The following is a 23,037-nucleotide window of genomic DNA, read 5'->3' on the forward strand; positions in this document are numbered from 1 at the left end:
CCGCTATCGCTACGCTAAATCAGAATTTATCGGCTGATTGATCCAATATATCTAAAATCTTATGCGGTGTTACGACAAACGGTTCGGTCGGAAAGTGCTTTATATTGCCGGTAATTAAAAAGGCTTCAAACTGCTCCCGAGCATGGAGCGTAACTGCATAAAAAACAATGTCTTTCGGATCAGGCATCGGCTCTTTAACCGGTATACCGTTAAATTTTAACCCTATCTCTTGTATCTCATTTACGACAATATCAACCGCTGCCGGAGGAAAGCAAAATTTTGGCCGGTGCAGCACAGCAGTGTATTCGGCAATGATTTCCGCATTATAAACGGGGATAATAGTACCTGCATACATAGCATTAATAACATAATGGGGGATAGAATTTTCTTTCAAAAATGCAGAAACAAGCACATTAGTATCGATAACGGCATATAAAGGCATATCATTGCCCTTTGCGTACTGCATCGATTTCGCTATTAATTGCTTCGAGACTCATGTCGGAAACACCGTTTACCGCAGCGCTTTGAGTCATTGCCTGCATCGCCGACATTACATCCGGTCGGATTTGTCGTTTCAGAGCATGCTGCTCGGTATTGCCCAACTTCATGCTGAACGGAATGCCGTTTTCCACAACACTCCGCTTAAAAAAAATACGCACCGCTGTCGATAAGTCTAAGCCCAGGTGCTCATAAACTGCGGCAGCATCATCTTTCAGCTTTTCGTCCACCCGAATTTGAACCAAGGTACTTGCCATACAAAGTCTCCTGTAGCTAATATTATCATACAAAACATTCTTTCTGCAAGTACATTGTAATGACTTAATACTTATATTCGCAAAAGGCTTTCAAATTGTTTGAGAATAAATTACCCCAGCTCTATCTTTGACACATCGATCTCTCCGGACGTAAGCTTTGGTAGGAGCGTATCGCGAAGGGTGGAAAGAGCGTTGATTTCAATACGGTTAGCTATCATTAAATTATATATTTGACCAAGTAAGTCCCCTACTGTTAAATATACTTGTTTTGTAGGAATAACAACTTCTGCTTTTGCTAAATTTTCTCGTTTGATATGTCCCATTGTGGTTGCTTTATCTGCGGCTTCAGTAATAAAGTGATGCAAATGAAATTTTGTCCAACAATAATAAAACCATTTAGCATATTCGTTAGAAGTTACTTTGAAAAGATGCTGATTCAATCCACATAGACCTCCGCACCAGAAATCGACTAATAAACTTCCAGACCAAGAAAAAATAACATCGCCATTATGTATTAAATAAAAAGGATCTACAGTATTTGAACATAATTCACTGCTGCTATCGCAAAATCCTTGACGAAGTTCTTTTATTTTCATAACAAAAATTCCTTGCTCATGACTGGTTGGCCGATATTTTTGCATTGCAAGTCCATTCGTATAATCAGCAATATCAAGCAAACAAGCTTTTTGCCAATCATCCGGCATTGTGCCGCCGAACGGCTCAAAATCAATAAACCACGACTTAAAAATTGCCTGCGCTTGCTGCTCTAAATTAGTATTTATCGGCTAAAAAAGTAGCTGCACCAAAAGAAAAAACAACAAACAAAAAGAAGCAAAAACAACAACAGTAAATTAGTATTTATCTGCCGTTTCAGCTCGATTTCATCGTCAAGAAGTCTTAACGTTTTTGTCAATTTTTGTTGTGTTATATAGTCGAAATCATAAATATCATATTTTTTTATGGCAGTTTTATCGCCACGAGGCATTTTAGTACCTTTAGAAGTTTTCATTGCGTATTCAAAGAAAGCATCATTAGCCAGATTATAATACAGGAAATCATGATGATAATTTTCTTTTGCTCTAAAAATTAATACATCATTGGAACAAGCTCCTTCATCTTTTGCAAGCCATATCTTTTTAAAATAAGGTCGGATATTTGAGAGCAAAGTATCGTTTCTTTTATACTTACCTCCTTTACCAATAGAGGGTATTGATTTTGAAGGGATAATACCGTTCTTATCGGGCAGCATATTCTCGGTAGAAATATAATTCATCTTTATAAGATTGTGCTTGATTATTTCATTAAGCACAATTTTTTCATCTATTAGATCACAAATATTTTCTAACTTGCTTTTTTTGCTCATTGCGTTTCCTCAATATACATGCTCTGGATAATTTTTTGTAGAAAACTCTCTTTTACATTTCATAGCCGATTGCTCCTAAATTTTTACGGATTTCAGCTTCCAATTCATGTGATTTTGCAAAAAGCCCAGTCAATTCGGAGGTTAAGCGCTTCATTTTATCATCAAAAGGCTCGCCGTCGTCTTCTTGTTCTTCAATACCGACATAGCGACCGGGAGTTAAGATAAAATCCTGTCGGGCAATTTCCTGTATATCGGCGATTGCACAAAAGCCTTTTACCGGTTCCAATGTTCCATTTTGAAATGCTTCAAAAGTATCGCCGAGTTTTTTAATATCTTCATCGCTAAAATCACGGTGATTTTTATCGACCATGTGTCCCATTTTGCGGGCATCGATGAAGACTGTTTTTTCTTTTTGCTTCTTGTTTTTTGAAATAAACCAGAGAGTAACCGGAATAGTAACGCTGTAAAAAAGCTGAGTGGGCAACGCAACAATACCTTCTATTAAATCGGCTTCAATAATATTTTTTCTGATTTGACCTTCTCCGCTTGTTTGTGTCGAAAGAGCACCATTAGCAAGCACAAGTCCGATTTTACCGTTAGCAGAAAGATGGTGTATCATGTGCTGTATCCAAGCGTAGTTCGCATTGCCTGCCGGAGGAAGCCCATATTTCCAGCGGACATCATCTTTAAGCTTATCCTGTCCCCAGTTTGAGAGATTGAAGGGCGGATTTGCCATAATATAATCGGCTTTTAAGGTGGGGTGTAAGTCGTTAAAAAAGGTATCTGCTTGATGGGATCCGAAATCAACTTCGATACCGCGGATTGCCATATTCATTTTTGCCATTTTCCACGTATCGGCATTGCTTTCTTGTCCGTACACTGAAATACCGTAGCGGTTCCCCGTATGTTCATTGATAAATCGAACCGATTGTACGAACATACCGCCTGAGCCGCAGCATGGATCATAGATGCGGCAGTTGGAAAACGGCTTGAGGATTTCTACAATAGTTTTGACAATACTTGCAGGAGTATAAAACTCTCCGCCCTTTTTACCCTCATAGGCAGCAAACTGCGCAATGCAGTATTCATACGTTCTGCCGAGCAAGTCTTTGCTTTCCTCCGTACCATCCATATCCATATTGGTAAAAAGGTCAACAACATCACCTAAGACACGCTTATCCAAATCGGGACTGGCATAATTTTGAGGCAGCACGTTTTTGAGCCGCTTGTTTTGGGTTTCGATTTCCTGCATCGCAGTATCGATTACGATTCCGATTTCAGGTGTATGCGCTGCCGCCGCAATCACTGCCCAGCGGGCTTTTTCCGGCACAAAGAAAATATTTTTCTCGGTATAAGCGTCTCTATCGTCTTCAAACCCCTCACCGTCGCTAACCAGCTCGGCATAGCGTTTTTCAAACGCAGATGAAATATACCGTAAAAAAATAAGCCCGATAATCACCTTACGGTATTCGGCGGCAGGAATATGCCCCCATAGGACACATGCAGCATCCCAAATCTGTTTTTCAAACCCGATGTTCGCATTGTTTTTTACCGGCATGGTGCTGTCTCCTTTGTTATTTTTAACTTTATCCCTCCACACACCGTGCAACGCAGGCTGCAACATCGGACATTGGAGCAGTCGGTTCAAAACGGGCAACGACGGCGCCGTCCCGGGCGATAACGAATTTGGTAAAGTTCCATTTGATGTCGGGATTATTTTTATAATCGTTGTCTATTTTTTGAATAAAGTCAGCCAACATTTCGGCCATCTTCCCTTCGCCGAATCCCTCAAATTTTTTCTGTGCTTTTAAATACGTAAAAAGCGGCAGCGCATGTTCGCCGTTTACATCCGATTTTTTCATTTGAGGGAATTTCGTATGGTAACGGAGCGTACAAAATGAATGAATTTCTTCATCCGTACCCGGAGCCTGCTCGCCGAATTGATTGCACGGCACATCGATTATCTCAAAACCGCTATCGTGATATTTTTCATAGATTTCTTCAAGCTCCTTATACTGCGGTGTAAAACCGCAATCCGTTGCCGTATTTACAATCAGCAAAGCCTTATCCTTATATTGCTTGAGCGGAACATCATTTCCTTGTGCATCCTGTACCGAATAATCATAGATATTCATCATGTACCTCCAAAAAATAGAAAGCATCCCTGAAAACTTTAGTTTTGAAATTAGAGAGGCCCCAATGTCTCTTAAACCATTCGATTTTAGGATAATTATTTGAAAGATGCAATCTATTCCCCGCTGCAGAGTATGGGTACTACATGCGCATGGTTTTTCCCATAATGGTAATTCCCTTTGCCATCTCAGGCTCCAGTAACGTCGGCTCCAACCGGCTGATAAGAGCGCGGCATTCGGCGAAGCGATCTTCTTTAAATGCTGCGGTCAGCCGTTCATAACATTCTTTTACTTCCTCAAATTCCATCGTGTATTCGGCATTCTGATAATTTATATAATAGCACGGCACCTTTCCCTTTCCTTTTAAAAGGCGCGGAGGGCGTTTATAGAGCCGATAGTGGCCGGAAATGAGTGCCGCTGTTTTTGTCGAAACGGTGCATGCCATCGGAGCTGTTACCGATTCAAGGCGGAAAGCCGTATTCACCGTGTCGCCGAATATATCGAAAATATATTTATGTACGCCGACGATACCGCCGGTTATTGCTCCCGAATCGATGCCTATTTTTATTCTAAAACGGCTGTTATTATCTTTGTTAATTGTTTCAAAGCTGCGCAGCATTTCGACAGCGGCGCCGGTAAGTCTGAGTGCATGGTCTTTTTCTCCTCTAAGGCCGCAGCACGCCAAATAACCGTCTCCGAGTGTTTTTATCCGTTCACAGCCGAAAGCATCCATAATGCCGTCAAATTGAGTAAACATGGTATTTAATTGCGCAATGATATGTTCCGGCGCCGTACCTCCCGACCATTCGGTAAAGCTGACCAAATCTGCAAACAGTACCGTTACTGCAGGATACACTTTAGGTTTTGACGTTCCCGTGCTGATAAGTTCATCGATAACGGAAGGCGGCAGAGTGTTGCGTAAAAGTTTATCACTTTTTTCTTTTTCACCGGCGAGTTCTTTTGTTTTTTCTTGTACCTTCCGGTCAAGTTCATCAGCCCTCCGCTGTAAATTTCTAAAGCGGAGTTGGACGGCGAAGAAGATACTGCTTCCGATACAGCATATCATTAAAAGATAAAACCATACGGTCTGATAAAAAAACGGTTTCTTATAAATAGCTGCGCTGGAACCGTTCTTATTTACAATTCCGTCATTGTTTGCTGCCCTTACTTTAAATACGTAGTTACCGGGATTGAGGTTCGTATAGGCAATTTCCCGCGTAGTTCCGCTGGTACGCCATTCTTTGTCATATCCTTCAAGTTTATACTCAAAGCGAACCCGTTGCGGGATGGTAAAACTTAAAGCGGTAAATTTAAACAGGATACGTTTTATTCCTGCCTCTACCGTTAGTTTTTCTTCCGTTACATCATAGTCTTTGCCGTCTAACACTATGCTTTCGATAACAACCGGCGGGGCATGTTTATTGGTAACATAATAAGAAGGAGCACAGACGACAACTCCTTTAAGCGTAGGCAGAAACAATGTATTTTCGGCGGTAACATGCGCCCATGCATTTGCCGCTAACTGACCGGTTAAGCCGTCAAGCCGGTTGTAGCGGACAAGAAATTCGGCTGGGAGACCGTTCATTACTGCTTTTACAAAAATATCCGTTTTTACCAGCAGTAAATCTTTTGCCGTTACAATCCAGAGATTTCCCATTGTGTCTTGTACGACGTTAAACACACTGATAGCTCCTGCACCGAATGCCTTATTGGCATAATAGAAGCTGTCGTTTTTATACAGCGTTAGCCCCTCGCTTGTGCATAACCAGATATTACTTTCCGTATCTTCGATAATCCTAAGGACAATATTGCCGCGCAGTCCATCATCTCTAGTAAAAACGTGTTCTACTTTGATAACCGGTCTGCCGTCAGAAACACCCGACACCGTTAAAACAACCGCTCCGCCGCCGTCCGTACCAAGCCACATTTTTCCGCTGCGGCTTTCTTCCGCACAAAGAATAAATAAATTAGGCAGTCCGTCTTCCTGAGTAAATGTTGTTATTTTACCGTCAAAATAGACGGCGGGGCCTGCCGTCGTCCCGATCCACAGGAGATTATCCGAGCTGCGGTAAGAAAAACGTACACGGTTGCTCGGCAGTCCGTCTTTTTTTGATAGCATTTGTACGCTTCCGTCTTTCCGGAAAATCAAAAGGCCGTTATCGGAATAGGTAGCAAAAAACAATGTTCCGTCCGCTTCTTCTCTAATTTGACGGACACGGATAGCTTGCAGTTTTTCGATGAGGGCGTCAATCTGCCCTGCTCTTGTAGACGGAAGCACCGAACTTTTTAAACACACAATGCCGTCGTCTTTCGCAATCCAAATGTTTTTATCCGAATCTTCCAATACGGAATTTGCCGCAGTTGGAGGCAAAGACTCCGCACTGGTTAAATCAAGAAATTTTCCTTTACTGAATTTTCCGACGCCGCCGCGTTCCATGCCTACCCAAAGGTTTTCTTCAAAGTCTTGACAGAGACACGAAACGATATTATTCGGCAAACCGTTCTCTTCCGAAAATATTTCCGGCTTACCCGTTTTGAGCGTAACGATACCTCTATTGGTAGCTGCATACATCGTTCCGTTCAAAGTACGCACAAATTCGTTAATGCTCATTCCTTTCAAGTATTCCGCGTCAATAACTTCAATGACTTTTTCTTCTTTTATCTTGATGATTTTTCCGTTTTTCGTACCGAGCCACAGTATGTTGTCGGAATCAAAATATGCAGCCGAAAAAGTATAATCCTGTATGGCATCCAAATACGGAAGCCGGACTATTTTTTCATTTTGAATGACTGTAATCCCCTGCATGTTTGAGCCGACATATATTCTATCCTTTACCGGAAGGATAAACGTAATGATACCTAAACTTTTATCGCGTTCGTCAAGGATAGGGACAAAACGACCGTTTTTTTTCAGCCGTGCAAGTCCGTCCGCCGTTCCGACCCACAGCACATTGTCTTTATCAAATTTGATCGCTCTAATTGAAAGATTGGGCAAGCCGTCTTCTTCGGCATAACGTTTAAATGTTTTGTTTTGATAAGCATATAAACCGGTGGAATTAGTGCCTATCCAAAGCGTACTGTATGCATCTTCGCAAAGAACGCGCGGCGATATGCCGGTAAACCCATGTTCTGCTTCGGTAAATTCGGTAAATGTTTCCCCGTCAAACCTGATAAGGCCGTCATAGGAAGCAAGCCAAATATAACCCGTTCCGTCCTGCACAATATCCAATATTCTATTTGAAGGTAATCCGTTGGTGTCCGACCAGAAGGTTTGGACAGAGCCTGCAAGACTGTTAAATGATATCTCCGCTGCGAGTGGAAAAATTGCCGTAAGCGTAAGTGCAAAGAAACATTTTTTAAACATAAAAACCTCAAGGATTTAACGTATGTAACGAGAAGTCCATAATTTGAGTCGGCTGATAAGCGAGGAGTCCCTATTTTTAATGATGAAAGAACCGTTATACGTTATTTTCTTTGAGTATACACTATCGGGTCTGCTTTTGCAATGCAAATACTTTTTCCAACAGCTCCAATGTCTGCGCTTTATGGCTAATACCGGGGGCGTAGAGGCCGTCATGGAACAGGAGAATGGTCGGTTGAGGAGCCGTTAAGAGAGATGCAAGAAAGCGCTGTTTTTTTGATTCGGATAAGCGTAAGACATCATGTGAATTTACATCCCATCCTAAAGCGGTCATTTTTTGCAGATGGAGCGTTTTGCGTAAAAAGATATTGCTGTGTCCGATAGGCGGGGCAAAAATATGGATTTCTTTTCCGGTTAGATTTTGTAAAATTCGGTTGGTTTGTACCATTTCTTCCCGCAATCTTTTTTCCCCTAGCAAAGAAAATAAATTGGGGTGGCTATAGCTATGGTTTACAATAAGATGTCCCTGTGCCGCAACTGTTTGTACAAGCTCCGGATACTGTTCGGCGTGCTGACCCGTTATCGCGAATATTGCATAAACCTCTTCCCGCTCCAATATGCGTAAAATATCCGGGGTAATGGCGGGGTCTACGCCGTCATCAAAACGGAAGATAAACCGGCAGGTTTTCCAATACGGAATGAGTCGGGCGAGGTCATCATCAGAGTAGAGCTCCTGCAATACATCTAAATCTTTTCCGCGCGCGGTTCTGCTTAAAAGCTGAATATTCGGCACAAGTAACGAAATAACCAGCAGGATTTGATGGATGCACACAAGGGTAATAAGGCTGATTTGAAACGGAGTCGTCCATTTAAAAATTGTCCACAAAATAATAAGCGCCGCTATAAATAGCGGTGTTATTATTTCCATCACGGACGGTATATCGAGCGGATTGTATAAACGCAAAATAAACTTTGCGGTAAAATAGCGCAGATAATAGATATTGTCCTTTGCAGTAATGGCAAGCCCGATTGGCGTGAGTACCCATCCCAAGCCGTAAGCGAGCGTTCCCACAAGGGCGGGAAGCGCAATGGTGCTATGTGTAATACCGTACCACAGGGCGGCAAGCGGTACACCCCAGCCTATCACAAAACTGATAAAAATTAAGAATAAACCGAAAAGAAATTTCGGACTTAAATCCTTATAGTTATGCTCTACATCTTTAAATTCCTGTGCAAAGGCGAGTAAGGGTTCTTTTTTTTCTTGCAGAATACGTTTAATCTTTTTGAGCATGGATGGCCAATAATATTCCTTTAAAAGGGAAGCGTTTTAGAACATAATCTTCAATTAACAGAGGTTTAAGTCCGTTGTTTTGCAAAAGTTTTTTTACCTCTCTTTTTGAATACATATTCATAAATATATGCTGCCGGAAGTAATTTCCAAAACATCCCCAAAATCGGATAAATGTCTTATGCGTTGTCGTAATAAAAAGTTTACCGCCCGGCTTTAATAACTGTGCCATCTTGCGGAACAATGCTTTTTTATCTAGGATATATTCAATAGCGGTAAAGCTGACAATATAATCGAAGGTACCCGGAATCGGTGTTTGTAAAAAATCACCTTCAATCGTTGTAATGTTTGTGATATGTGCTTTTTCCGCTTTTTGAGTCAGCTGCTGCAGCATTGCAGGGGACAGATCAACTGCAGTGTAAGACTTGCAAGCAGCAGCAAATAATAGAGAAAATCTTCCGGTTCCCGCACCGATTTCGAGAATGGACGAATCGGTAAACTGTTCTTTTTCAAAGAAATCCCGTATCAGCTCTTTTTCAGGTTCTCTGACAAAGCGGAAATTGGCGGCATCCTGTTCGGCATCATAGTCCGCTGCGAGACTGTCATAAAAATCTTTTACGGAGAGTTTATTACGGGACATAGCGTTTAAAAATAAGAGACGTATTAACGCCGCCGAAAGCGAAATTGTTGCTCATCACATATTCGGTATCTAAATTGAGCCCGTCGCCTGTGATATAATGCAGATCGGGGAGCCTGTCATCAACTTCCGTAAGATTGAGATTCGGTGCAAACCATTTTTCTTTCATCATGTTAATAGCGAAGAACGCTTCAAGTACGCCGCATGCGCCGAGCGTATGCCCCGTGTATGATTTCTGGCTGCTGATCGGCACAGGCCGTTTAAAAAGCGAATACACGGCATTCGTTTCTTCAACATCGCCGACGTCGGTTGCCGTACCGTGAGCGTCCACATAACCGATTTGCTCCGTACTGATACCTGCGTCTTCAACGGCGCTCCGCATTACCGCTTCCATCATGATACGATTCGGCTGCGTGATATGCCTACCGTCGCAGTTCTGTGCAAAGCCTACAAGCTCCGCTAAAATTTCGGCGCCGCGCGCTTTTGCATGTTCGTACTCTTCCAGTACAAAACAACCTGCACCTTCGCCGATGACCAAGCCGTCCCGGTTTTTATCAAAAGGAGCGGGCGTCGCTTTCGGCGTGTCGTTTTTTAGACTTGTTGCAAAGAGCGTGTCGAAGATAGCGGTATTGAAGGGAGATAATTCGTCGGAACCGGCCGCCAGCATGACCTTTTGTTTTCCTGCCGCGATAAGCTCATAAGCGCTTCCTATTGCCAAGGAGCCGGCGGCGCAGGCAACATCGGTTGTAACAAGGCGTCCTTTAAGGGAAAAAAATAAAGAAATATTCACCGCCGCAGATTGAGGCATGTACCGCACATACGTCGTAGCATCCAGTAAATTCGGCGCATCGGGCTGTGTAAGGGAAATCAATTCTCTAATAGCCTTATAGCTGCCTGATGAAACGCCGCATGCCACCCCTGAACTTCCGTCGGACAAAACAGGATTATTCAGTAAGCCTGCTTGCGAAACTGCGCGATTCGCCGCCGTAACCGCTAACAGCGCAACCCGTCCCATACCCCGCATTGTTTTTCTCGGAAATCCCGGATCCGTGAATATGGCAGGTGCTGCAAGTTTCGATCGTATTTTAGGATTTGCAACCCATTCGTCCATTACTTTAACGGCATTTTGTTTTGCCTTTAATGCCGCATATACCGTAGGCCAATCTTCGCCTAGCGGAGATATAATCCCCGTCCCAGTTATAACAACTCTCTTTTTCATACCATCCCGCCGTCTACACAAAGTACTTGTTTCGTAATATACGATGCCTGTTCCGAAAGAAAAAAAGACACCGCTGCTGCAACCTCTTCCGGTTTGCCTATCCGTTTAAGCGCAATCATCGGTTTTACATATTCAATGATTTCTTGATTTACCATATCCGTTTCGATAAGTCCCGGCGCTATACAATTAACGGTTATATTCCGTTTGCCCAATTCTATCGCTAACGATTTTGCTGCGCCGATTAAGCCGGCTTTTGATGCGCTGTAATTGGTTTGTCCGCGGTTCCCGTTTATGCCCGAAACTGAGGTAATAACCACGATACGTCCCGGCTTGCGGGCTTGAATCATCGGCATAATAACCGGATGGATAATATTGTAAAAGCTGTCGAGATTTGTCCGCAATACCGAATCCCAATCATCGGCGCTCATTCCGGGAAAGGGGACATCTTTCGTAATACCGGCATTGCACACCACGCCGTAATATGCGCCATGCTGCGTTATATCTTCTTCCAAAGCGGCGCGGGCGGCGTCTCTATTTGACACATCAAATTGCAACAGCTGAAGGTTCACGCCTTTTGCCTCGGCAAGCTTTTGCAGAGGTTCGATAAAAGCGTTTGATGAATGATAACACGCTGCAACCGAATATCCTTCTTCTATCAACGTGCGGGCAATTGCATTCCCAATTCCGCGTGAAGCACCCGTAATCAATATCCGTTTTTCTTTTTTATCCATATCTTCCTCCGCTTTTTTTCCGCGTTACATTTTCAGTTCCGAATTCGCTTCCATCAGCATGAGCGTTGCTTTTGTAATCAGTCTATCGTCAACATAGACTTCACCGTCAAAATAGGCAAACGCACCGTCGCGGAGATTTTCTTTTGCGTGCACAACTGCGCGGCGTCCTACCGGTATAATCATTTCGGAGCATTCAAGATTATTAACCCGCAAAACAAAACCGAATTTCGGCTGCTGCCGGTGTACTAAACGGGCTTCAAGCCCATAGTACACGCCGCATGCTTGCGCAATAAATTCAAAGCCTGTATATGAATATATGCCGTCATATTCCGTCTCATAAAAAACGGATTCGGCGTCGATATTTGCGAAGCAAGTTATCTCTTTTTTATTAAAATCGAATGAAAGGACGCCGTCAAGTATCGACCAATCCTTTGTGTGTTTTATATAATCTTCGACGGATCCTAAATTATTCTGTTTAAGATAGCACTTCATACGTCTTCCCTTAACTGTAGATTTTTATACCGGAGCATTTCTAAAAATTCGGTTGCTTGTAAAAGTTCCCGCCGGCGTATATTTAGCAGCATCGTCGTGCTCTATTGGAAACCGCTAAAAGTTGGGTTATTCAGTTGCGCCCTATAATCAGGCACGCGTTGTTTCCACCGAATGCAAAAGAAAAACTCATAACCGTATTCAAGCGTTCCGCAATTGTACTGCCGATTACCAACCGTATCGGCGGTAAATCGGGATCATACATACCGTCATAAAAATGAGGCGGAAGCAATCGCTGCGTGTTCAATTCCGAAAGCGCCGAATAGCAAACCGCAAGCTCCATTGCACCGGCGGCTCCGAGGGTATGCCCCAATGCCGTTTTTGACGAACTGCACGGGATATTGCTTCCTCCGATAAGATTAACTGCGCGCGATTCCATTTGATCATTTAAGTCGGTGCCGGTTCCGTGTAAATTGATATAATCGATATCGGAAATGGATATTTGCGCTCTTTGCAAGGCGGCTTGTATGCAGGCAGCTGCTGCAGTACCGGAAACATCGGGGCTTGTCATGTGAAAGGCGTCGGCATTATCCGAAGCGCCTTTTAAAACGATAACGTCTTTTGCATCGGTAAAATTCTCTTTTGCCATTACAAAAAAAGCGGCGCCTTCGCCTAAATTGATACCGTGCCTGTTTTTTGAAAAAGGATTTGTTGTATTTATATCGACTGCACCCAATGCAGAAAATCCGCCGAGCACTACGTCGCTGACAATATCAACGCCGCCTGCGATAACAACATCGCAGATGCCGCTTTTTAAAAGTTCGTCTGCACGGCTGATAGCGTGTGCGCTTGAAGTACAGGCGGTAGAAATAGTGCTCGTAAAACCGGTAATCCCGAAATAATGCGCAAGGTATTCCGAGCAGAGGCTGAGGCATTGCATATCCAATGTATAAGAACCGGAATCCGCCTTTCTTTCTTCGGAAGTATTCATCAGACTTGAAAGAAACGCATTGGTTTCTTCGCTGCCGTTATCGGTTGTACCGACGACAATACCGATTCGATCTGCTCCGTATTTTTGTTTTGCCGAATGTACTAGCGGTTCAATTTGACGGCATGCGCATCGTGCCAGTTTGTTTATACGATTATTATAAGGATGGGGCAACGTTTCATGTATATACCACTCGGCGGGAACAAGTCCTAAAGAAAAGGTTGAATCGAGTTTTGAACATGGCCGCAAACCGGATTTTTGTTCAACAAAATAAGCAGTATAAAAATCTGCTTTTGTGCGCGCCATGCAATTAATAAGCCCTACATCAAGTAAGATCGACTGCATACGCTGCGCTTGCCTTTTCCGATCCGACGGCATATAATTTCATAGTGAAAGTGTACATAGAAATAGAGGACTTGTCAAGTTTTCGCAATTCTGCGCCACAACCGCAGAGTAGGATAGAAAAAACCGCTTTAAAGATGAAAAAGCTCTATTTTAATACGCATCCCGACTACACTATCCTGAGGACAAAAAACGGTCGGCCGTATTTCGCTCATACGGATGCGCTTTTTTTCAACGGTTCTCATACAAAAAACTATTGCATCACGGTAATGGCGGAAAAAAATATTGCCGTTGATATTGAGGAATGCCGGCCGAGACACTTTCAGGCTATTGCAGAATATGCTTTTACCGAGACGGAACAAAAACGGCTTGCACAGTCAGCTGCAATCGAAAAAGATTTTTTCTTTCTGTGGACAATAAAAGAGGCCGATATAAAATTACGGGACGGCAATATTTTTTCCATAAAAGATGCGGTATCCATTAATCTGCTGGAAGCACCGGTCGTGGCGGCAACAGCCTATCCGCATAGTATTTTCTCTTTTTATCTTACAAAGATTTCAGCGCAGCAGACTGCTCACCTTGTAGCGAGTATCATCATTGCGGGGCACGATACGGATATTGAATTTGTGTGGAACTATGTTGCGGAGCCGTACACACGCATTACTGTAGACCCGCTTTTTGCTTATCCCGTCCAAAGAGCATAACAATGGGGGCAAATGCAAAAGCGCACACAATTCCGATAAAAAGCGAAAGCGCAAACGAACGTACTGGAATAAAGCTGCTCAACGAAAGGGTTCCGAATGATAAAATAGTTGTCAGCATGGAAAGAAAAACGGCAATGAATGTGATTCCTTTTATTTCCGCGTTATGAGAAAAGAAAATAAAAAAGTCCATAGAAATGCCTAACGATAGAATAAGCGCTAAAATAGAAAAAATATTTACCGGAATACCAAACAGTCCGTGCATTCCCAAATTAAGAAGCAGACAGAAAATTTGTATCGCAATGATTACAAACGCCTGCTTTTTATACAAGAAAATAAACACAACTAAAAAAATCAATAAATAGGCGCCGATATTAAACAAAATCGCTTCGTGTGCGGTTTTATCCAACGCTGCGTTTATTGCAGGAATAACGGAAAATACTTTTATTTCAGAGTCAGTCTTTTCTATTGCGTTTTTTGTTTGTGCATCGAGTCCGTTCTGTAAGATGATAACGGAAAAATAGTGTCCGTCATTTTTAAAAATCAGCTTTTGCAAACTGGACAGTGCGAAGAATTGCGATAATTGTTCCATACTGACAAAACGATTTTGTGATTGCTCAATATCTTCGCGGATATGTAAAAAAGTTTGCCGATCAATTCCCAGCGCTTCGGTTTGCTTTTCCAAAAGAGGGAGTAATTCCGTTGTTACCAACAATATATTATTACGCTGCTTTTTTACCGACGGTAAAAACTTTGATAATGCAAGATAATCTTTATTTTTTAAAAGCGGTGCAAGCGATTCTTCTTTTTCCACAAGCGTATCAATACTGTCGCCTTTAACGATAATTAAATCGGTATTCGACATATTCCCCATACGTTCGTTTACGGCTATCTCTTGCCCGATTAAATTATCCGGGACATTATATAAACCGGTAACAGAAAAATCCGTCCGTATATTAGTTAGTCCCCATACGGAGACGCATAGTAATAGCACAGCACCGAAAAAAACTATTTTCTGCCGGTTTGTAAAAAAAGACGTATAAGTTTGCAGATATGATTCGCTTAAGTGCAGCACGGAGGGATTGGTGTTTTTAGGCGTTTTTTTGAAGATGTACGGGAATACAATGACAACCGTTAAAAAACTGCCGGTAACTCCCGTTATGGAAAACACGGATAATTGCCGCAGCAGCGCAATACTCGAAAAAGAGAGCGCAACATAACTGATGACGGTGGTTAAAAGTCCCAAGAATAAGCTGGTAAATATCTTCTTTATAACGTTTATTTTACCGTGTTCAAAATACCAGTGGGTAATATAATGAATAGAATAGTCCATCGTTACGCCGATAACGCTGGTGCCGAATACAAACGCAAAAATATGAATGGAAGGAAAAAGGATAGAAGTTATACAATAGGCTAGTCCTGTTGAAAGGGCAAGTGTGCCCATACAGACGATAAAGACAGCGATACTTTTATACGTAAAGAGAAAAAGGAAAAAGGTTGCAATAATCGATATTGTCGAAATAATACTGATTTGCAGCTGGGCGCTTTTTTGGCTGTAAAAACTGTGAACAGGCACGCCCGATAAGTAGATTGAAACGCCGGTCGAATCGGATAATTCGTCAACGTATGCTAAAAATTGCCGCATAAATTGGAAGCGGCCGTCTGCATCGGAAAATTCCGCCGGTAAATCCATCGTAATAAAAATATTGCTTTTACCTTCGACAGTTGTGTACAAAAGATTATCGCGCATTTGTAATGTCGGTAAATTTACCGTTAGCGCTTCCAATAAGTCTTCCAGCTTAGCATTTACCAATAAAAACGGATCGGTTTCTACATTGGTGAACGGGGAGATGAAAAACGGCGAATACACATTTGCAACCGCTTCATCCGCAATATCTGCAGCCTGCCCTTGCGATAATTGCTGTGCGATTTTATCGGATAAAAGCGCATATTTATTACGGTCAAAAAATTCCAGTAATACATTATAATTGCTGCCGCCGAGTTCCAATTGTACTTGTACTTGATCCGATAGTTCCCGTATTTTTTTTTCAAGCCGATAAGCGGCTTCCTTTGCAGTGTCAAAATTGTCGGATTCTATAAAAAGATTTACCGTATTTGATGAAAGAGAAAAAAAATGTTTCAGCGGTTTTTCAAACGAGCGGTCTTGCGAAATCTTCGGTACGATCGTAATAAGATCCGTTTCGATTGTACCGTGAGGAAAAATCAAAAAAAGTATGGCTACTCCGATATGCAGTGCAATCCAAAAAATGAGCGGAATTTTATTTTTCAAAGTAAGCAATTTCATCCTTTGTTAGCGCGTCATTAAAAGACGACACAGAAAGTATATATTCGGTTGTATCACCGTTACTATATGTAATAACGACGGAGCTGATGTATCCGTTATCGGCATTAACTAACTCAATCTTTTTTATTACGGAAGCGATCGTATTGTCTTTCGGAACATATTCCAATAAACCGTTTTTGTATTGCCGTACATTTAAATGCTGTTCTATTACCGTAGTATCCTGCGTAAACAGCGATTTTGTCAGCAATGCAACCGAACTGAAAATAGGATTGCCGGAATTGCCTAGCTCTTTTTCCGTACCGTTGGGAAATACTTGCAGAACTTTTTGCTCCGTCATAACGGTAATCGATTTTTGCGGTTTTTCGGTATACCACGTAATTCCGTGCTCGCGGGATAACACAAAATTTCCCGAAGACTCCAGCGTTTTCTTTGCTTTCGCAATGTAGTTTTTTTGTATGTACGAGCCCTTCACCGTTACTAAATTATCGATAGCCTGAGATGTCAAAGCCGCCGCCATGAGCAGGCATACCGCACCGGCGCATATTATGCGTTTGAATGTTGTTTGCATACCGCTTCTACCTTTTCAATTAATGTTTTGCTTGTAAAACAGGATTGTTTTGTTTCAATGGAAACCGCCATCTGATATGTCTTTGCCTTACACAGCAGCGTATTATGTTCGTCATAAAAAAGATACGAAATACCGAGTCGGTTTTCATATTCAATTAAATTTGTGCGTATTCTGATGCGCTGCTTCAGAAAAATCGGTTTGATATATTTTATTTCAAGCTTCACCACCGGCCACACTAAACCATCAGCCTGCATATCAAAATAACCGTAGCCTAATGTGTCCATCAGTAAAGAGCGTGCTTCTTCCATGTATCTGGTATAGTTGCCGTGATATACTACCTGCATAACATCGACATCGTAAAACTGAGCGGTAACATAACAATCGCAAGAAAAATAAATAGTATCCATCGGATTATACATTCCAATATTTTGATTCGATTGCGGATATTATCGTGCGCAAATCTTTTTCCAGCGGACGGTCGTCAACCAAAAAGTCAAATTTTTCAGCAATTTGTGCCAGCAGGTCTTCTATATTTTCCGTTTTGCTTCGGTCTAATCCGTTCTTTTTCCGAATTTGAATTGCTTGATAACAGGCGATCATCAGTGCGCTTAACACTTGTGTTGTTAATACGATAACACGAGTACAATCACGAGCTGCTATCGTCCCCATGCTCACCTTATCCTGATTATGACATTCCGTCGAACGTGAAAACACGCTGGCAGGCATCGTGTTTTTCAGCGCTTCTGCAGTCCATGCGGAAGCGCCGATTTGCACCGCTTTTAACCCATGGTTATATGAATAAGAAGAATCGGAGCCGGAAAGATTCGGCGGCAAACCTTTGTTCATTTTTTCATCGACTAACAGAGCAAGCTGCCTATCCGCTAAATCGGCGAAATTCGCGACAATGTTTTTTAAGCTGTCCATCGCAAAGGCAATATGCCCGCCGTAAAAATGACCGCCGTGAAATACCGACTGATATTCGGGCGATACCAGCGGGTTATCGTTTGCGCTGTTCAGCTCCGTTTCTATGAATGAACGGAGAGTCGGTTCAAAGTCATAAAAAACACCGATAATGTGCGGCGCGCAGCGTATGCTGTAGTTATCTTGTATTTTTTCAGGAATAACGGAAGCTTGTATCTTCGATGAAAAATTTTTCCGCACTAAATCCGCCGCATGGCTTTGTCCGGGATGCGGCTTCATCGCAAATAAACGCGGATCAAAATGATACTCATTGCCTTTCATCGCAATGGACGCCATCGCAGTAAGCCGGCATGATAAGTCCGCAAGATATTTTGCACGGCAAAACGCCAAACACGCAACACCGGTCATCGCAGCGGTTCCGTTCATAATGGCAAGGGCTTCTTTGGGGCGCAGTGTAATTTCTTTTAAGCCGCATGTGTGCAGCGCATCCGCAGCAGGCATAACCGTACCGTTTAACACAACATCCCGTTCTCCGATTAATGCTGCAACGATATACGACAGCGGCGTTAAGTCCCCGCTCGCCCCGACACTTCCTTCCTGCGGAATACGCGGCAGAATATCGTGCTTTAAAAGATTGAAGAGCGCTTCTACCAGATTAAAGCTGACCCCCGAACAAGCTTGCACGAGCGACACTAACCGCACCGCCATAATTGCACGGGTCGTTTCAGCATCAAAGTATTCACCCAAGCCGCAGCCATGGAAACGGGAAAGATTTACCGGCAGTACGTAATAACTGTCAGCGGGAACCGCCTTAGTGCAAGAATCGCCGTAGCCGGTTGTTACTCCGTAAACGGCGCCGTGTTCGGCAATCATCTTATCCAAAAAATCAGCACCCGCATTTATCTTTTGTATAAATTCGGGTGTTCTGTTTAACTCGATTTCACATTCCTTTTTCGCTATCAATTCTATATCTTCGATAGATATTCTCTGATTCCCGAACACAATCTTTTTCATTTTATGCCTCCGCTTATATCCTAATTCTGCTATCCTGCTTATTCTTCAAGTATTAAGCGATTCCTTTAAATCATGAATTGATGAAAAAGGGCCGTGTAATTCTTTTCCGGTTTCTGCAAGTTCTATTGTTCGCATCGTTAAAGTATTTGGCAAATCACTTTTTATTTCAAAGGGAATCCTGTGCTCCCTAACAACCGCCTTTGCAAATAATGTAAATGCCGTTGAAACAGACATGCCGAAATCTTCACAAATAAGAGAAAAATCTTTTTTTAATTGAGTATCCATTCTCACACTAAAAGCAGACTGATTCATAACCGCACCTCTTTGATATAAATATACACCTTATTGATAGCGATTTACAAGGCATTTATATTGTTTCTATTCTACGATTTTAATCTACTGTTTCAGCCCATATATCCAGGGCAACCGCATTATAAAAATTTTTAGCGGTTACCTTCCTTCTATGCGAAATTTTATTTAAAATTTCGCACATTTTTCCGAGAAAAGGGTAAACGCATCAGGCAGAGTAGAGAAGAATCGCGAAAAAATTGAGACTGTGAGACCATTTGAACCGCAGACAGAACTGCCAAGGATGGCAGGGTGATAAACAGAAACCAGTTTTTGAAAAAAACTGGCAGCCAAGGAATTGACATGGATGTCGATTCCTTGGCGTACTCTGGTCGAATAGTATCAATTTTTTTGCGGGGATGTTAAAAAAACAGCCTGATGCGTTTACCCTGCCCAGATATCAAAAAAGTTATACCACTGCAGTGGATATTCTAACACCTTTCTTTCCAAAAGCTCAATATATTCGTGCATCAGTGCTCGTATCGTTTCGTCTTTTTTCTTTTTCGCCATTATTGCCGAAGATTTATACAGAAAAAAATCATACTTGGGGACGAAGGCATCGTTTTCCCGTAACGCAAAAAAATAATACAGCGGCGCTTTTAAAATAACCGGCAATAAAAAAGCTCCATAGGGCAACGCGATGGTATCCCCTAAAAAAGATACGGGAACGATTCTTTGGCTGTGTTCCGAAGGTGTCCTATCCCCTGCGACTACGACGATTTCTCCGTCGTCAAGTTTTTGCTGCAATAGGACTGCGGTCTCAATACCGATGGTACGGGAATTGATAAGATTAATGTCAAACTGTTGTTGAATTGAACGCATAAATGCATTGAATTTCGGCGACATAGTAGTGTCGATGATGATATTCACTTTGGTATTATGAATACCGTCCTTATTTTCTTGTATTGCCAGCGCCCGCAGCAAATCGATATTGCCTAAATGAGAACATAAAAAGAAGCAGCCTTTTTTTTGTTTGAGGTTGGTAATAATCTCTTGATACACTGCACGGTTTTTTATGATGAGATCGGAAACTTTTATATCCTGCTTCCACGCAGCTATGCGTTCCACAAGCGAAAGACTGAATGAATAGAAATGACGGTACACCGTTTTAGGGGACGGTTTAACGGCAGGATTATAACGCGCGATATGTTTAAAGAATGCTGCGGAAACCGAGCGTTGCGCGGGAGAAAAGCAATAATAAAAAAACGTTATCGGCCGGAGAATAAGAAAAATATATTTAAGGTGCAAAGTATTATAGATTAAAAAAAATAAATTCAGCGCAAATCCGTTGCCGGCAGTTTCTTGTATCTTAGACCAATGCTTCATGAGTGCAATAGTCTCCTGAGCGCATAAAAAAGAATCAACGGAAACCGGAAAAACATTTCGCAGCATAAAAATGCGTGCTTTGCACTTAAAATAACCGTATCGCGGAAGGCCTTGTAATGAGAGCTGCCGTTTGTAGGATAGGTTACGTTCACCGGCATATAGATAATCGATACACCGTTCCAATAAAGGCGAGTTAGAAGTTCCATATCGATCGGCATTCTTTTACTAATGAATGGATTCCGGTATATCTTCCATGTTTCCGCTACGGGATAAATTCTAAAGCCGCATAACGAATCGCGGACATCCGGTGTAAGCGTTGTAACGGAAACAAAAAAATTGGAAATTTTTCGTGCGTCTTTGCGTATTGTAGGCACAGTGTCGTCGTAGATAGGGTAACCGATAATGCTGTGCTTAATGCTTTTTTGCGCTTTGCTGCGATTCAAAAATTCCGGCACTGCCGCAAGGCTATGCTGATTGTCCGCATCGACCTGAAACGCAAAATCGATGGTATGCCGTTTGCAATATTCGATGCCTTGTTTTATCGCGAAGCCTTTTCCACTATTCTGTGTGTTGCTAATTAACACAATAGCGGGATGAGCATCTACTATTCTCTTTAAGATGATTTTATTTTTTTCATTACTGCCGTCATCAACAATAATGAGCGGTATACCGAATTGCAAAAACTGCGGTATGGTGTTTTCTAAAAGAGCGGCATGATTGTACACCGGTATTAAAAAGCAATATGTCCATGTATCGGAAGCGCTTTTCATCAAACACCTTCACTTTCTAAATGCAAAATACCGGAAGAGTAGTTTTTATCCGCATCGGAAAAAGAAAAGGACAGCCGCTTTTCGTTTGGAAAAAAATCCAAAGAAAGCACAAGCGGAATATCGGGATATATCATATTGGTGTACTTTAATTTTTTTGCCGTCTTAATATACAGCGCATGAGAAAATAATTTTTTTGAAATATCGAATGCCGTTTTTACTTGCGCTACAGCCGGTACGATATGAAAACCGTCAAAATGTCCGCAGAAAAAGAACGATGTTTCAGGGAAACAGATATCGATTTTTACGGAATAATGATTATCGATAAAATTGATAGGCTGCGCAGTATATTCATAAGGCGCCGTTCTGTTTAATAAACTTTCCAGCTGTGCATGATTAATTTTTCCCATCGCATTTTTCGGGATAGCGTCCAGCAAGTATATTTTTTTCGGCGCAAGGGTCTTATCAAAATACTTGTATAAATAATCCTGTATTTGCTTTTTTGCGGCCTGTTCGTTTTTCTTGTACAACACATACAGCGGAGAATCTTTTTTTAATACGATGAAAGAAACGGTTTGCTCGCGGCGGTTTGTTTTATGATAGATCGTATGGCAGTCGGCGCAATCAGGCAGCGCTAAGAGTTTTGCATCGATGTCTTTTAAGTCGATACGGCGCCCTTCGATCTTTACCGTCGAGTCAACTCTTCCGAGCAAGGTAAATAAACCGTCGTCGGTACACGCAATTAAATCTCCTCCGGCTACCGTTCCGTCAAAATACGGGGAACGAGCGGTAAAGGTATTGTCCGGGGCTGCCGACAAATTGACACACGGGAACGGGCGCCACAGCGGATTGCTTCTTTGCTTGCGCCACGCAATACCGCCGGTTTCCGTGCTGCCGTATATTTCGATTGCTTCCGTCCCGAAAATGTCGGCGCAGTTTGTACTGCCCGCAGCATCAAGCGCTCCGGCAGAAGAGAAAACAGTCCATTGTACAGAATCCGGTAAGGGTATTTTTACAATCCGCTTTAAGAACGCAGGGCTGCTTATCAGCGTGATTTTCTTCCACGAAGAAAAACCTGCACATGTTTCCAGATAGTTAATGCGGCTTGAGAAAATCGGACATTGTATTGCAAAAGGAAGCAGAACATAAAACAAGAAGCCGTACACATGATAATGAAATACGGAAGTTAAAAATAAACTGTCGGTTATCTCTTCGGAAAAGCACGAGAACAGTTCTTCAACTTCCCGTTCAAGGTGAGAAAATCTTTTCTCGATAATTTTCGGCTTACCGGTACTGCCTGAAGTGTAAAAATGAATATCTGCAGAAAGGCTGATTGTTAAACCTTGTAAGATTGAACAATCACTTGAATCCGTTCGTGCCGCATCCGAGTTACCGCATAACAGCTGCGAAATATTCAGTTGACTTTCAGCAGTGTCGGATACAAAAAGCGTATCATCGGTAAAGATGTCTTTGATGTACGCGTATTTGCCTGTGTTGAGTAAACAAACTTTCTTCTGTGCCAAAAGAGCGGTAAAGAAGATTACCATAAACTCGTAGATGTTTTCCGAAAAGACTAAAAAAGATGATTCTTTCCGTGCAAAAAAATGCGGATATACGGCTGCAATATCGTGCACAAAATCGCCGACCGTTTTATTATTTATATCCGAATTATCTATAAGAAAGGGCTTTTCCGAATCCCGCAAACTATAAAAATCGGTTTTACTTAGTAATTGCAACATCGAGCATCCTTAACTAAAAATCTCGGCTCTGTTTTTGCCCGTG

22 protein-coding genes are annotated in these 23,037 nt (G+C 42.2%); 1 reads left to right on the forward strand and 21 read right to left on the reverse strand.

Translation table 11 applies throughout. The features are described 5' to 3' along the window. Positions 1 to 19: 19 nt before the first annotated feature. The 13 genes from HMPREF1222_RS07915 to HMPREF1222_RS07975 all read right to left on the reverse strand — a co-directional run bounded on the left by HMPREF1222_RS07915 (position 20) and on the right by HMPREF1222_RS07975 (position 13,308). On the reverse strand, positions 20 to 442 hold the full coding sequence (locus HMPREF1222_RS07915; RefSeq protein ID WP_016518964.1) for a PIN domain-containing protein: 423 nt from the start codon (positions 440 to 442) through the stop codon (positions 20 to 22). A gap of 1 nt (position 443) precedes the next feature. Continuing rightward, positions 444 to 755 (reverse strand): type II toxin-antitoxin system RelB/DinJ family antitoxin, encoded by a 312-nt coding sequence (locus HMPREF1222_RS07920; protein ID WP_016518965.1) that lies wholly within the window; start codon positions 753 to 755, stop codon positions 444 to 446. A 110-nt stretch (positions 756 to 865) separates the two neighbouring features. Beyond that, on the reverse strand, positions 866 to 1,459 hold the full coding sequence (locus tag HMPREF1222_RS07925) for a restriction endonuclease subunit S (protein WP_016518966.1): 594 nt from the start codon (positions 1,457 to 1,459) through the stop codon (positions 866 to 868). Between the two features lie 74 nt (positions 1,460 to 1,533). After that, positions 1,534 to 2,118, reverse strand: coding sequence for a restriction endonuclease subunit S domain-containing protein (locus tag HMPREF1222_RS07930; RefSeq protein WP_016518972.1), 585 nt, complete (start codon positions 2,116 to 2,118; stop codon positions 1,534 to 1,536). A 52-nt stretch (positions 2,119 to 2,170) separates the two neighbouring features. Then, positions 2,171 to 3,676 (reverse strand): type I restriction-modification system subunit M, encoded by a 1,506-nt coding sequence (locus tag HMPREF1222_RS07935; RefSeq protein WP_016518973.1) that lies wholly within the window; start codon positions 3,674 to 3,676, stop codon positions 2,171 to 2,173. 28 nt (positions 3,677 to 3,704) lie between these two features. Then, positions 3,705 to 4,253 (reverse strand): glutathione peroxidase, encoded by a 549-nt coding sequence (locus HMPREF1222_RS07940; protein WP_016518974.1) that lies wholly within the window; start codon positions 4,251 to 4,253, stop codon positions 3,705 to 3,707. Positions 4,254 to 4,392: 139 nt separating this feature from the next. Further along, positions 4,393 to 7,614 carry an adenylate/guanylate cyclase domain-containing protein gene (locus tag HMPREF1222_RS07945; protein WP_016518975.1) on the reverse strand — a complete coding sequence of 1,074 codons (3,222 nt, stop codon included), beginning with the start codon at positions 7,612 to 7,614 and terminating at the stop codon, positions 4,393 to 4,395. 121 nt (positions 7,615 to 7,735) lie between these two features. Continuing rightward, positions 7,736 to 8,902 carry a polysaccharide deacetylase family protein gene (locus HMPREF1222_RS07950; protein WP_016518976.1) on the reverse strand — a complete coding sequence of 389 codons (1,167 nt, stop codon included), beginning with the start codon at positions 8,900 to 8,902 and terminating at the stop codon, positions 7,736 to 7,738. Beyond that, on the reverse strand, positions 8,886 to 9,539 hold the full coding sequence (locus tag HMPREF1222_RS07955; protein WP_016518977.1) for a class I SAM-dependent methyltransferase: 654 nt from the start codon (positions 9,537 to 9,539) through the stop codon (positions 8,886 to 8,888). Before HMPREF1222_RS07955 ends, HMPREF1222_RS07950 begins: the two co-directional genes overlap by 17 nt. Then, positions 9,529 to 10,755: a beta-ketoacyl-ACP synthase gene (locus HMPREF1222_RS07960; protein WP_016518978.1), complete on the reverse strand. Its 1,227-nt coding sequence runs from the start codon at positions 10,753 to 10,755 to the stop codon at positions 9,529 to 9,531. Before HMPREF1222_RS07960 ends, HMPREF1222_RS07955 begins: the two co-directional genes overlap by 11 nt. Further along, positions 10,752 to 11,486, reverse strand: coding sequence for a 3-oxoacyl-ACP reductase FabG (fabG, locus tag HMPREF1222_RS07965; protein WP_016518979.1), 735 nt, complete (start codon positions 11,484 to 11,486; stop codon positions 10,752 to 10,754). Before fabG ends, HMPREF1222_RS07960 begins: the two co-directional genes overlap by 4 nt. A gap of 24 nt (positions 11,487 to 11,510) precedes the next feature. Continuing rightward, on the reverse strand, positions 11,511 to 11,978 hold the full coding sequence (locus HMPREF1222_RS07970; RefSeq protein WP_016518980.1) for an ApeP family dehydratase: 468 nt from the start codon (positions 11,976 to 11,978) through the stop codon (positions 11,511 to 11,513). A 130-nt stretch (positions 11,979 to 12,108) separates the two neighbouring features. Then, the gene (locus tag HMPREF1222_RS07975; RefSeq protein WP_016518981.1) at positions 12,109 to 13,308 is read right to left on the reverse strand and encodes a beta-ketoacyl synthase N-terminal-like domain-containing protein; all 1,200 of its coding nucleotides are present in this window, start codon (positions 13,306 to 13,308) and stop codon (positions 12,109 to 12,111) included. Positions 13,309 to 13,442: 134 nt separating this feature from the next. Here HMPREF1222_RS07975 and HMPREF1222_RS07980 point away from each other — a divergent pair, with 134 nt between their 5' ends. Next, positions 13,443 to 14,009 carry a 4'-phosphopantetheinyl transferase family protein gene (locus HMPREF1222_RS07980; RefSeq protein WP_016518982.1) on the forward strand — a complete coding sequence of 189 codons (567 nt, stop codon included), beginning with the start codon at positions 13,443 to 13,445 and terminating at the stop codon, positions 14,007 to 14,009. Here HMPREF1222_RS07980 and HMPREF1222_RS07985 read toward each other — a convergent pair. The 8 genes from HMPREF1222_RS07985 to HMPREF1222_RS08020 form a co-directional block, all read right to left on the reverse strand. Then, on the reverse strand, positions 13,966 to 16,296 hold the full coding sequence (locus HMPREF1222_RS07985; RefSeq protein WP_244870138.1) for an MMPL family transporter: 2,331 nt from the start codon (positions 16,294 to 16,296) through the stop codon (positions 13,966 to 13,968). The two genes, HMPREF1222_RS07980 and HMPREF1222_RS07985, sit on opposite strands and share 44 nt — an antisense overlap. Further along, positions 16,286 to 16,879: an outer membrane lipoprotein carrier protein LolA gene (locus tag HMPREF1222_RS07990; RefSeq protein ID WP_016518984.1), complete on the reverse strand. Its 594-nt coding sequence runs from the start codon at positions 16,877 to 16,879 to the stop codon at positions 16,286 to 16,288. Before HMPREF1222_RS07990 ends, HMPREF1222_RS07985 begins: the two co-directional genes overlap by 11 nt. After that, the gene (locus tag HMPREF1222_RS07995) at positions 16,855 to 17,286 is read right to left on the reverse strand and encodes an acyl-CoA thioesterase (RefSeq protein ID WP_016518985.1); all 432 of its coding nucleotides are present in this window, start codon (positions 17,284 to 17,286) and stop codon (positions 16,855 to 16,857) included. The genes HMPREF1222_RS07990 and HMPREF1222_RS07995 overlap by 25 nt, the downstream gene beginning before the upstream one ends. A gap of 4 nt (positions 17,287 to 17,290) precedes the next feature. Beyond that, on the reverse strand, positions 17,291 to 18,814 hold the full coding sequence (locus HMPREF1222_RS08000) for an HAL/PAL/TAL family ammonia-lyase (protein ID WP_016518986.1): 1,524 nt from the start codon (positions 18,812 to 18,814) through the stop codon (positions 17,291 to 17,293). Between the two features lie 45 nt (positions 18,815 to 18,859). After that, the gene (locus HMPREF1222_RS08005) at positions 18,860 to 19,126 is read right to left on the reverse strand and encodes a type II toxin-antitoxin system RelB/DinJ family antitoxin (RefSeq protein WP_016518987.1); all 267 of its coding nucleotides are present in this window, start codon (positions 19,124 to 19,126) and stop codon (positions 18,860 to 18,862) included. 420 nt (positions 19,127 to 19,546) lie between these two features. Then, positions 19,547 to 20,488 (reverse strand): lysophospholipid acyltransferase family protein, encoded by a 942-nt coding sequence (locus HMPREF1222_RS08010; protein WP_016518988.1) that lies wholly within the window; start codon positions 20,486 to 20,488, stop codon positions 19,547 to 19,549. Next, complete coding sequence (locus HMPREF1222_RS08015) at positions 20,485 to 21,258, reverse strand: glycosyltransferase family 2 protein (RefSeq protein WP_016518989.1); 774 nt, start codon at positions 21,256 to 21,258, stop codon at positions 20,485 to 20,487. Before HMPREF1222_RS08015 ends, HMPREF1222_RS08010 begins: the two co-directional genes overlap by 4 nt. After that, positions 21,258 to 22,994, reverse strand: coding sequence for an ApeI family dehydratase (locus HMPREF1222_RS08020; protein WP_016518990.1), 1,737 nt, complete (start codon positions 22,992 to 22,994; stop codon positions 21,258 to 21,260). The genes HMPREF1222_RS08015 and HMPREF1222_RS08020 overlap by 1 nt, the downstream gene beginning before the upstream one ends. Between the last annotated feature and the right edge of the window lie 43 nt (positions 22,995 to 23,037).

Origin of the sequence: Treponema vincentii F0403 (assembly GCF_000412995.1) — a bacterium.
Lineage (GTDB): Bacteria > Spirochaetota > Spirochaetia > Treponematales > Treponemataceae > Treponema > Treponema vincentii.

Coding starts and splice junctions, on each gene's coding strand:
- HMPREF1222_RS07945 (WP_016518975.1), bottom strand. CDS start 7,614: ATGTTTAAAAAATGTTTCTTTGCACTTACGCTTACGGCAATTTTTCCA.
- fabG (WP_016518979.1), bottom strand. CDS start 11,486: ATGGATAAAAAAGAAAAACGGATATTGATTACGGGTGCTTCACGCGGA.
- HMPREF1222_RS08000 (WP_016518986.1), bottom strand. CDS start 18,814: ATGAAAAAGATTGTGTTCGGGAATCAGAGAATATCTATCGAAGATATA.
- HMPREF1222_RS07940 (WP_016518974.1), bottom strand. CDS start 4,253: ATGAATATCTATGATTATTCGGTACAGGATGCACAAGGAAATGATGTT.
- HMPREF1222_RS07995 (WP_016518985.1), bottom strand. CDS start 17,286: ATGGATACTATTTATTTTTCTTGCGATTGTTATGTTACCGCTCAGTTT.
- HMPREF1222_RS08005 (WP_016518987.1), bottom strand. CDS start 19,126: ATGAATCAGTCTGCTTTTAGTGTGAGAATGGATACTCAATTAAAAAAA.
- HMPREF1222_RS07935 (WP_016518973.1), bottom strand. CDS start 3,676: ATGCCGGTAAAAAACAATGCGAACATCGGGTTTGAAAAACAGATTTGG.
- HMPREF1222_RS08020 (WP_016518990.1), bottom strand. CDS start 22,994: ATGTTGCAATTACTAAGTAAAACCGATTTTTATAGTTTGCGGGATTCG.
- HMPREF1222_RS07930 (WP_016518972.1), bottom strand. CDS start 2,118: ATGAGCAAAAAAAGCAAGTTAGAAAATATTTGTGATCTAATAGATGAA.
- HMPREF1222_RS07950 (WP_016518976.1), bottom strand. CDS start 8,902: ATGCTCAAAAAGATTAAACGTATTCTGCAAGAAAAAAAAGAACCCTTA.
- HMPREF1222_RS07990 (WP_016518984.1), bottom strand. CDS start 16,879: ATGCAAACAACATTCAAACGCATAATATGCGCCGGTGCGGTATGCCTG.
- HMPREF1222_RS08010 (WP_016518988.1), bottom strand. CDS start 20,488: ATGAAGCATTGGTCTAAGATACAAGAAACTGCCGGCAACGGATTTGCG.
- HMPREF1222_RS07955 (WP_016518977.1), bottom strand. CDS start 9,539: ATGTCCCGTAATAAACTCTCCGTAAAAGATTTTTATGACAGTCTCGCA.
- HMPREF1222_RS07925 (WP_016518966.1), bottom strand. CDS start 1,459: ATGCCGGATGATTGGCAAAAAGCTTGTTTGCTTGATATTGCTGATTAT.
- HMPREF1222_RS07960 (WP_016518978.1), bottom strand. CDS start 10,755: ATGAAAAAGAGAGTTGTTATAACTGGGACGGGGATTATATCTCCGCTA.
- HMPREF1222_RS07980 (WP_016518982.1), top strand. CDS start 13,443: ATGAAAAAGCTCTATTTTAATACGCATCCCGACTACACTATCCTGAGG.
- HMPREF1222_RS07970 (WP_016518980.1), bottom strand. CDS start 11,978: ATGAAGTGCTATCTTAAACAGAATAATTTAGGATCCGTCGAAGATTAT.
- HMPREF1222_RS07975 (WP_016518981.1), bottom strand. CDS start 13,308: ATGCAGTCGATCTTACTTGATGTAGGGCTTATTAATTGCATGGCGCGC.
- HMPREF1222_RS08015 (WP_016518989.1), bottom strand. CDS start 21,258: ATGAAAAGCGCTTCCGATACATGGACATATTGCTTTTTAATACCGGTG.
- HMPREF1222_RS07915 (WP_016518964.1), bottom strand. CDS start 442: ATGCCTTTATATGCCGTTATCGATACTAATGTGCTTGTTTCTGCATTT.
- HMPREF1222_RS07920 (WP_016518965.1), bottom strand. CDS start 755: ATGGCAAGTACCTTGGTTCAAATTCGGGTGGACGAAAAGCTGAAAGAT.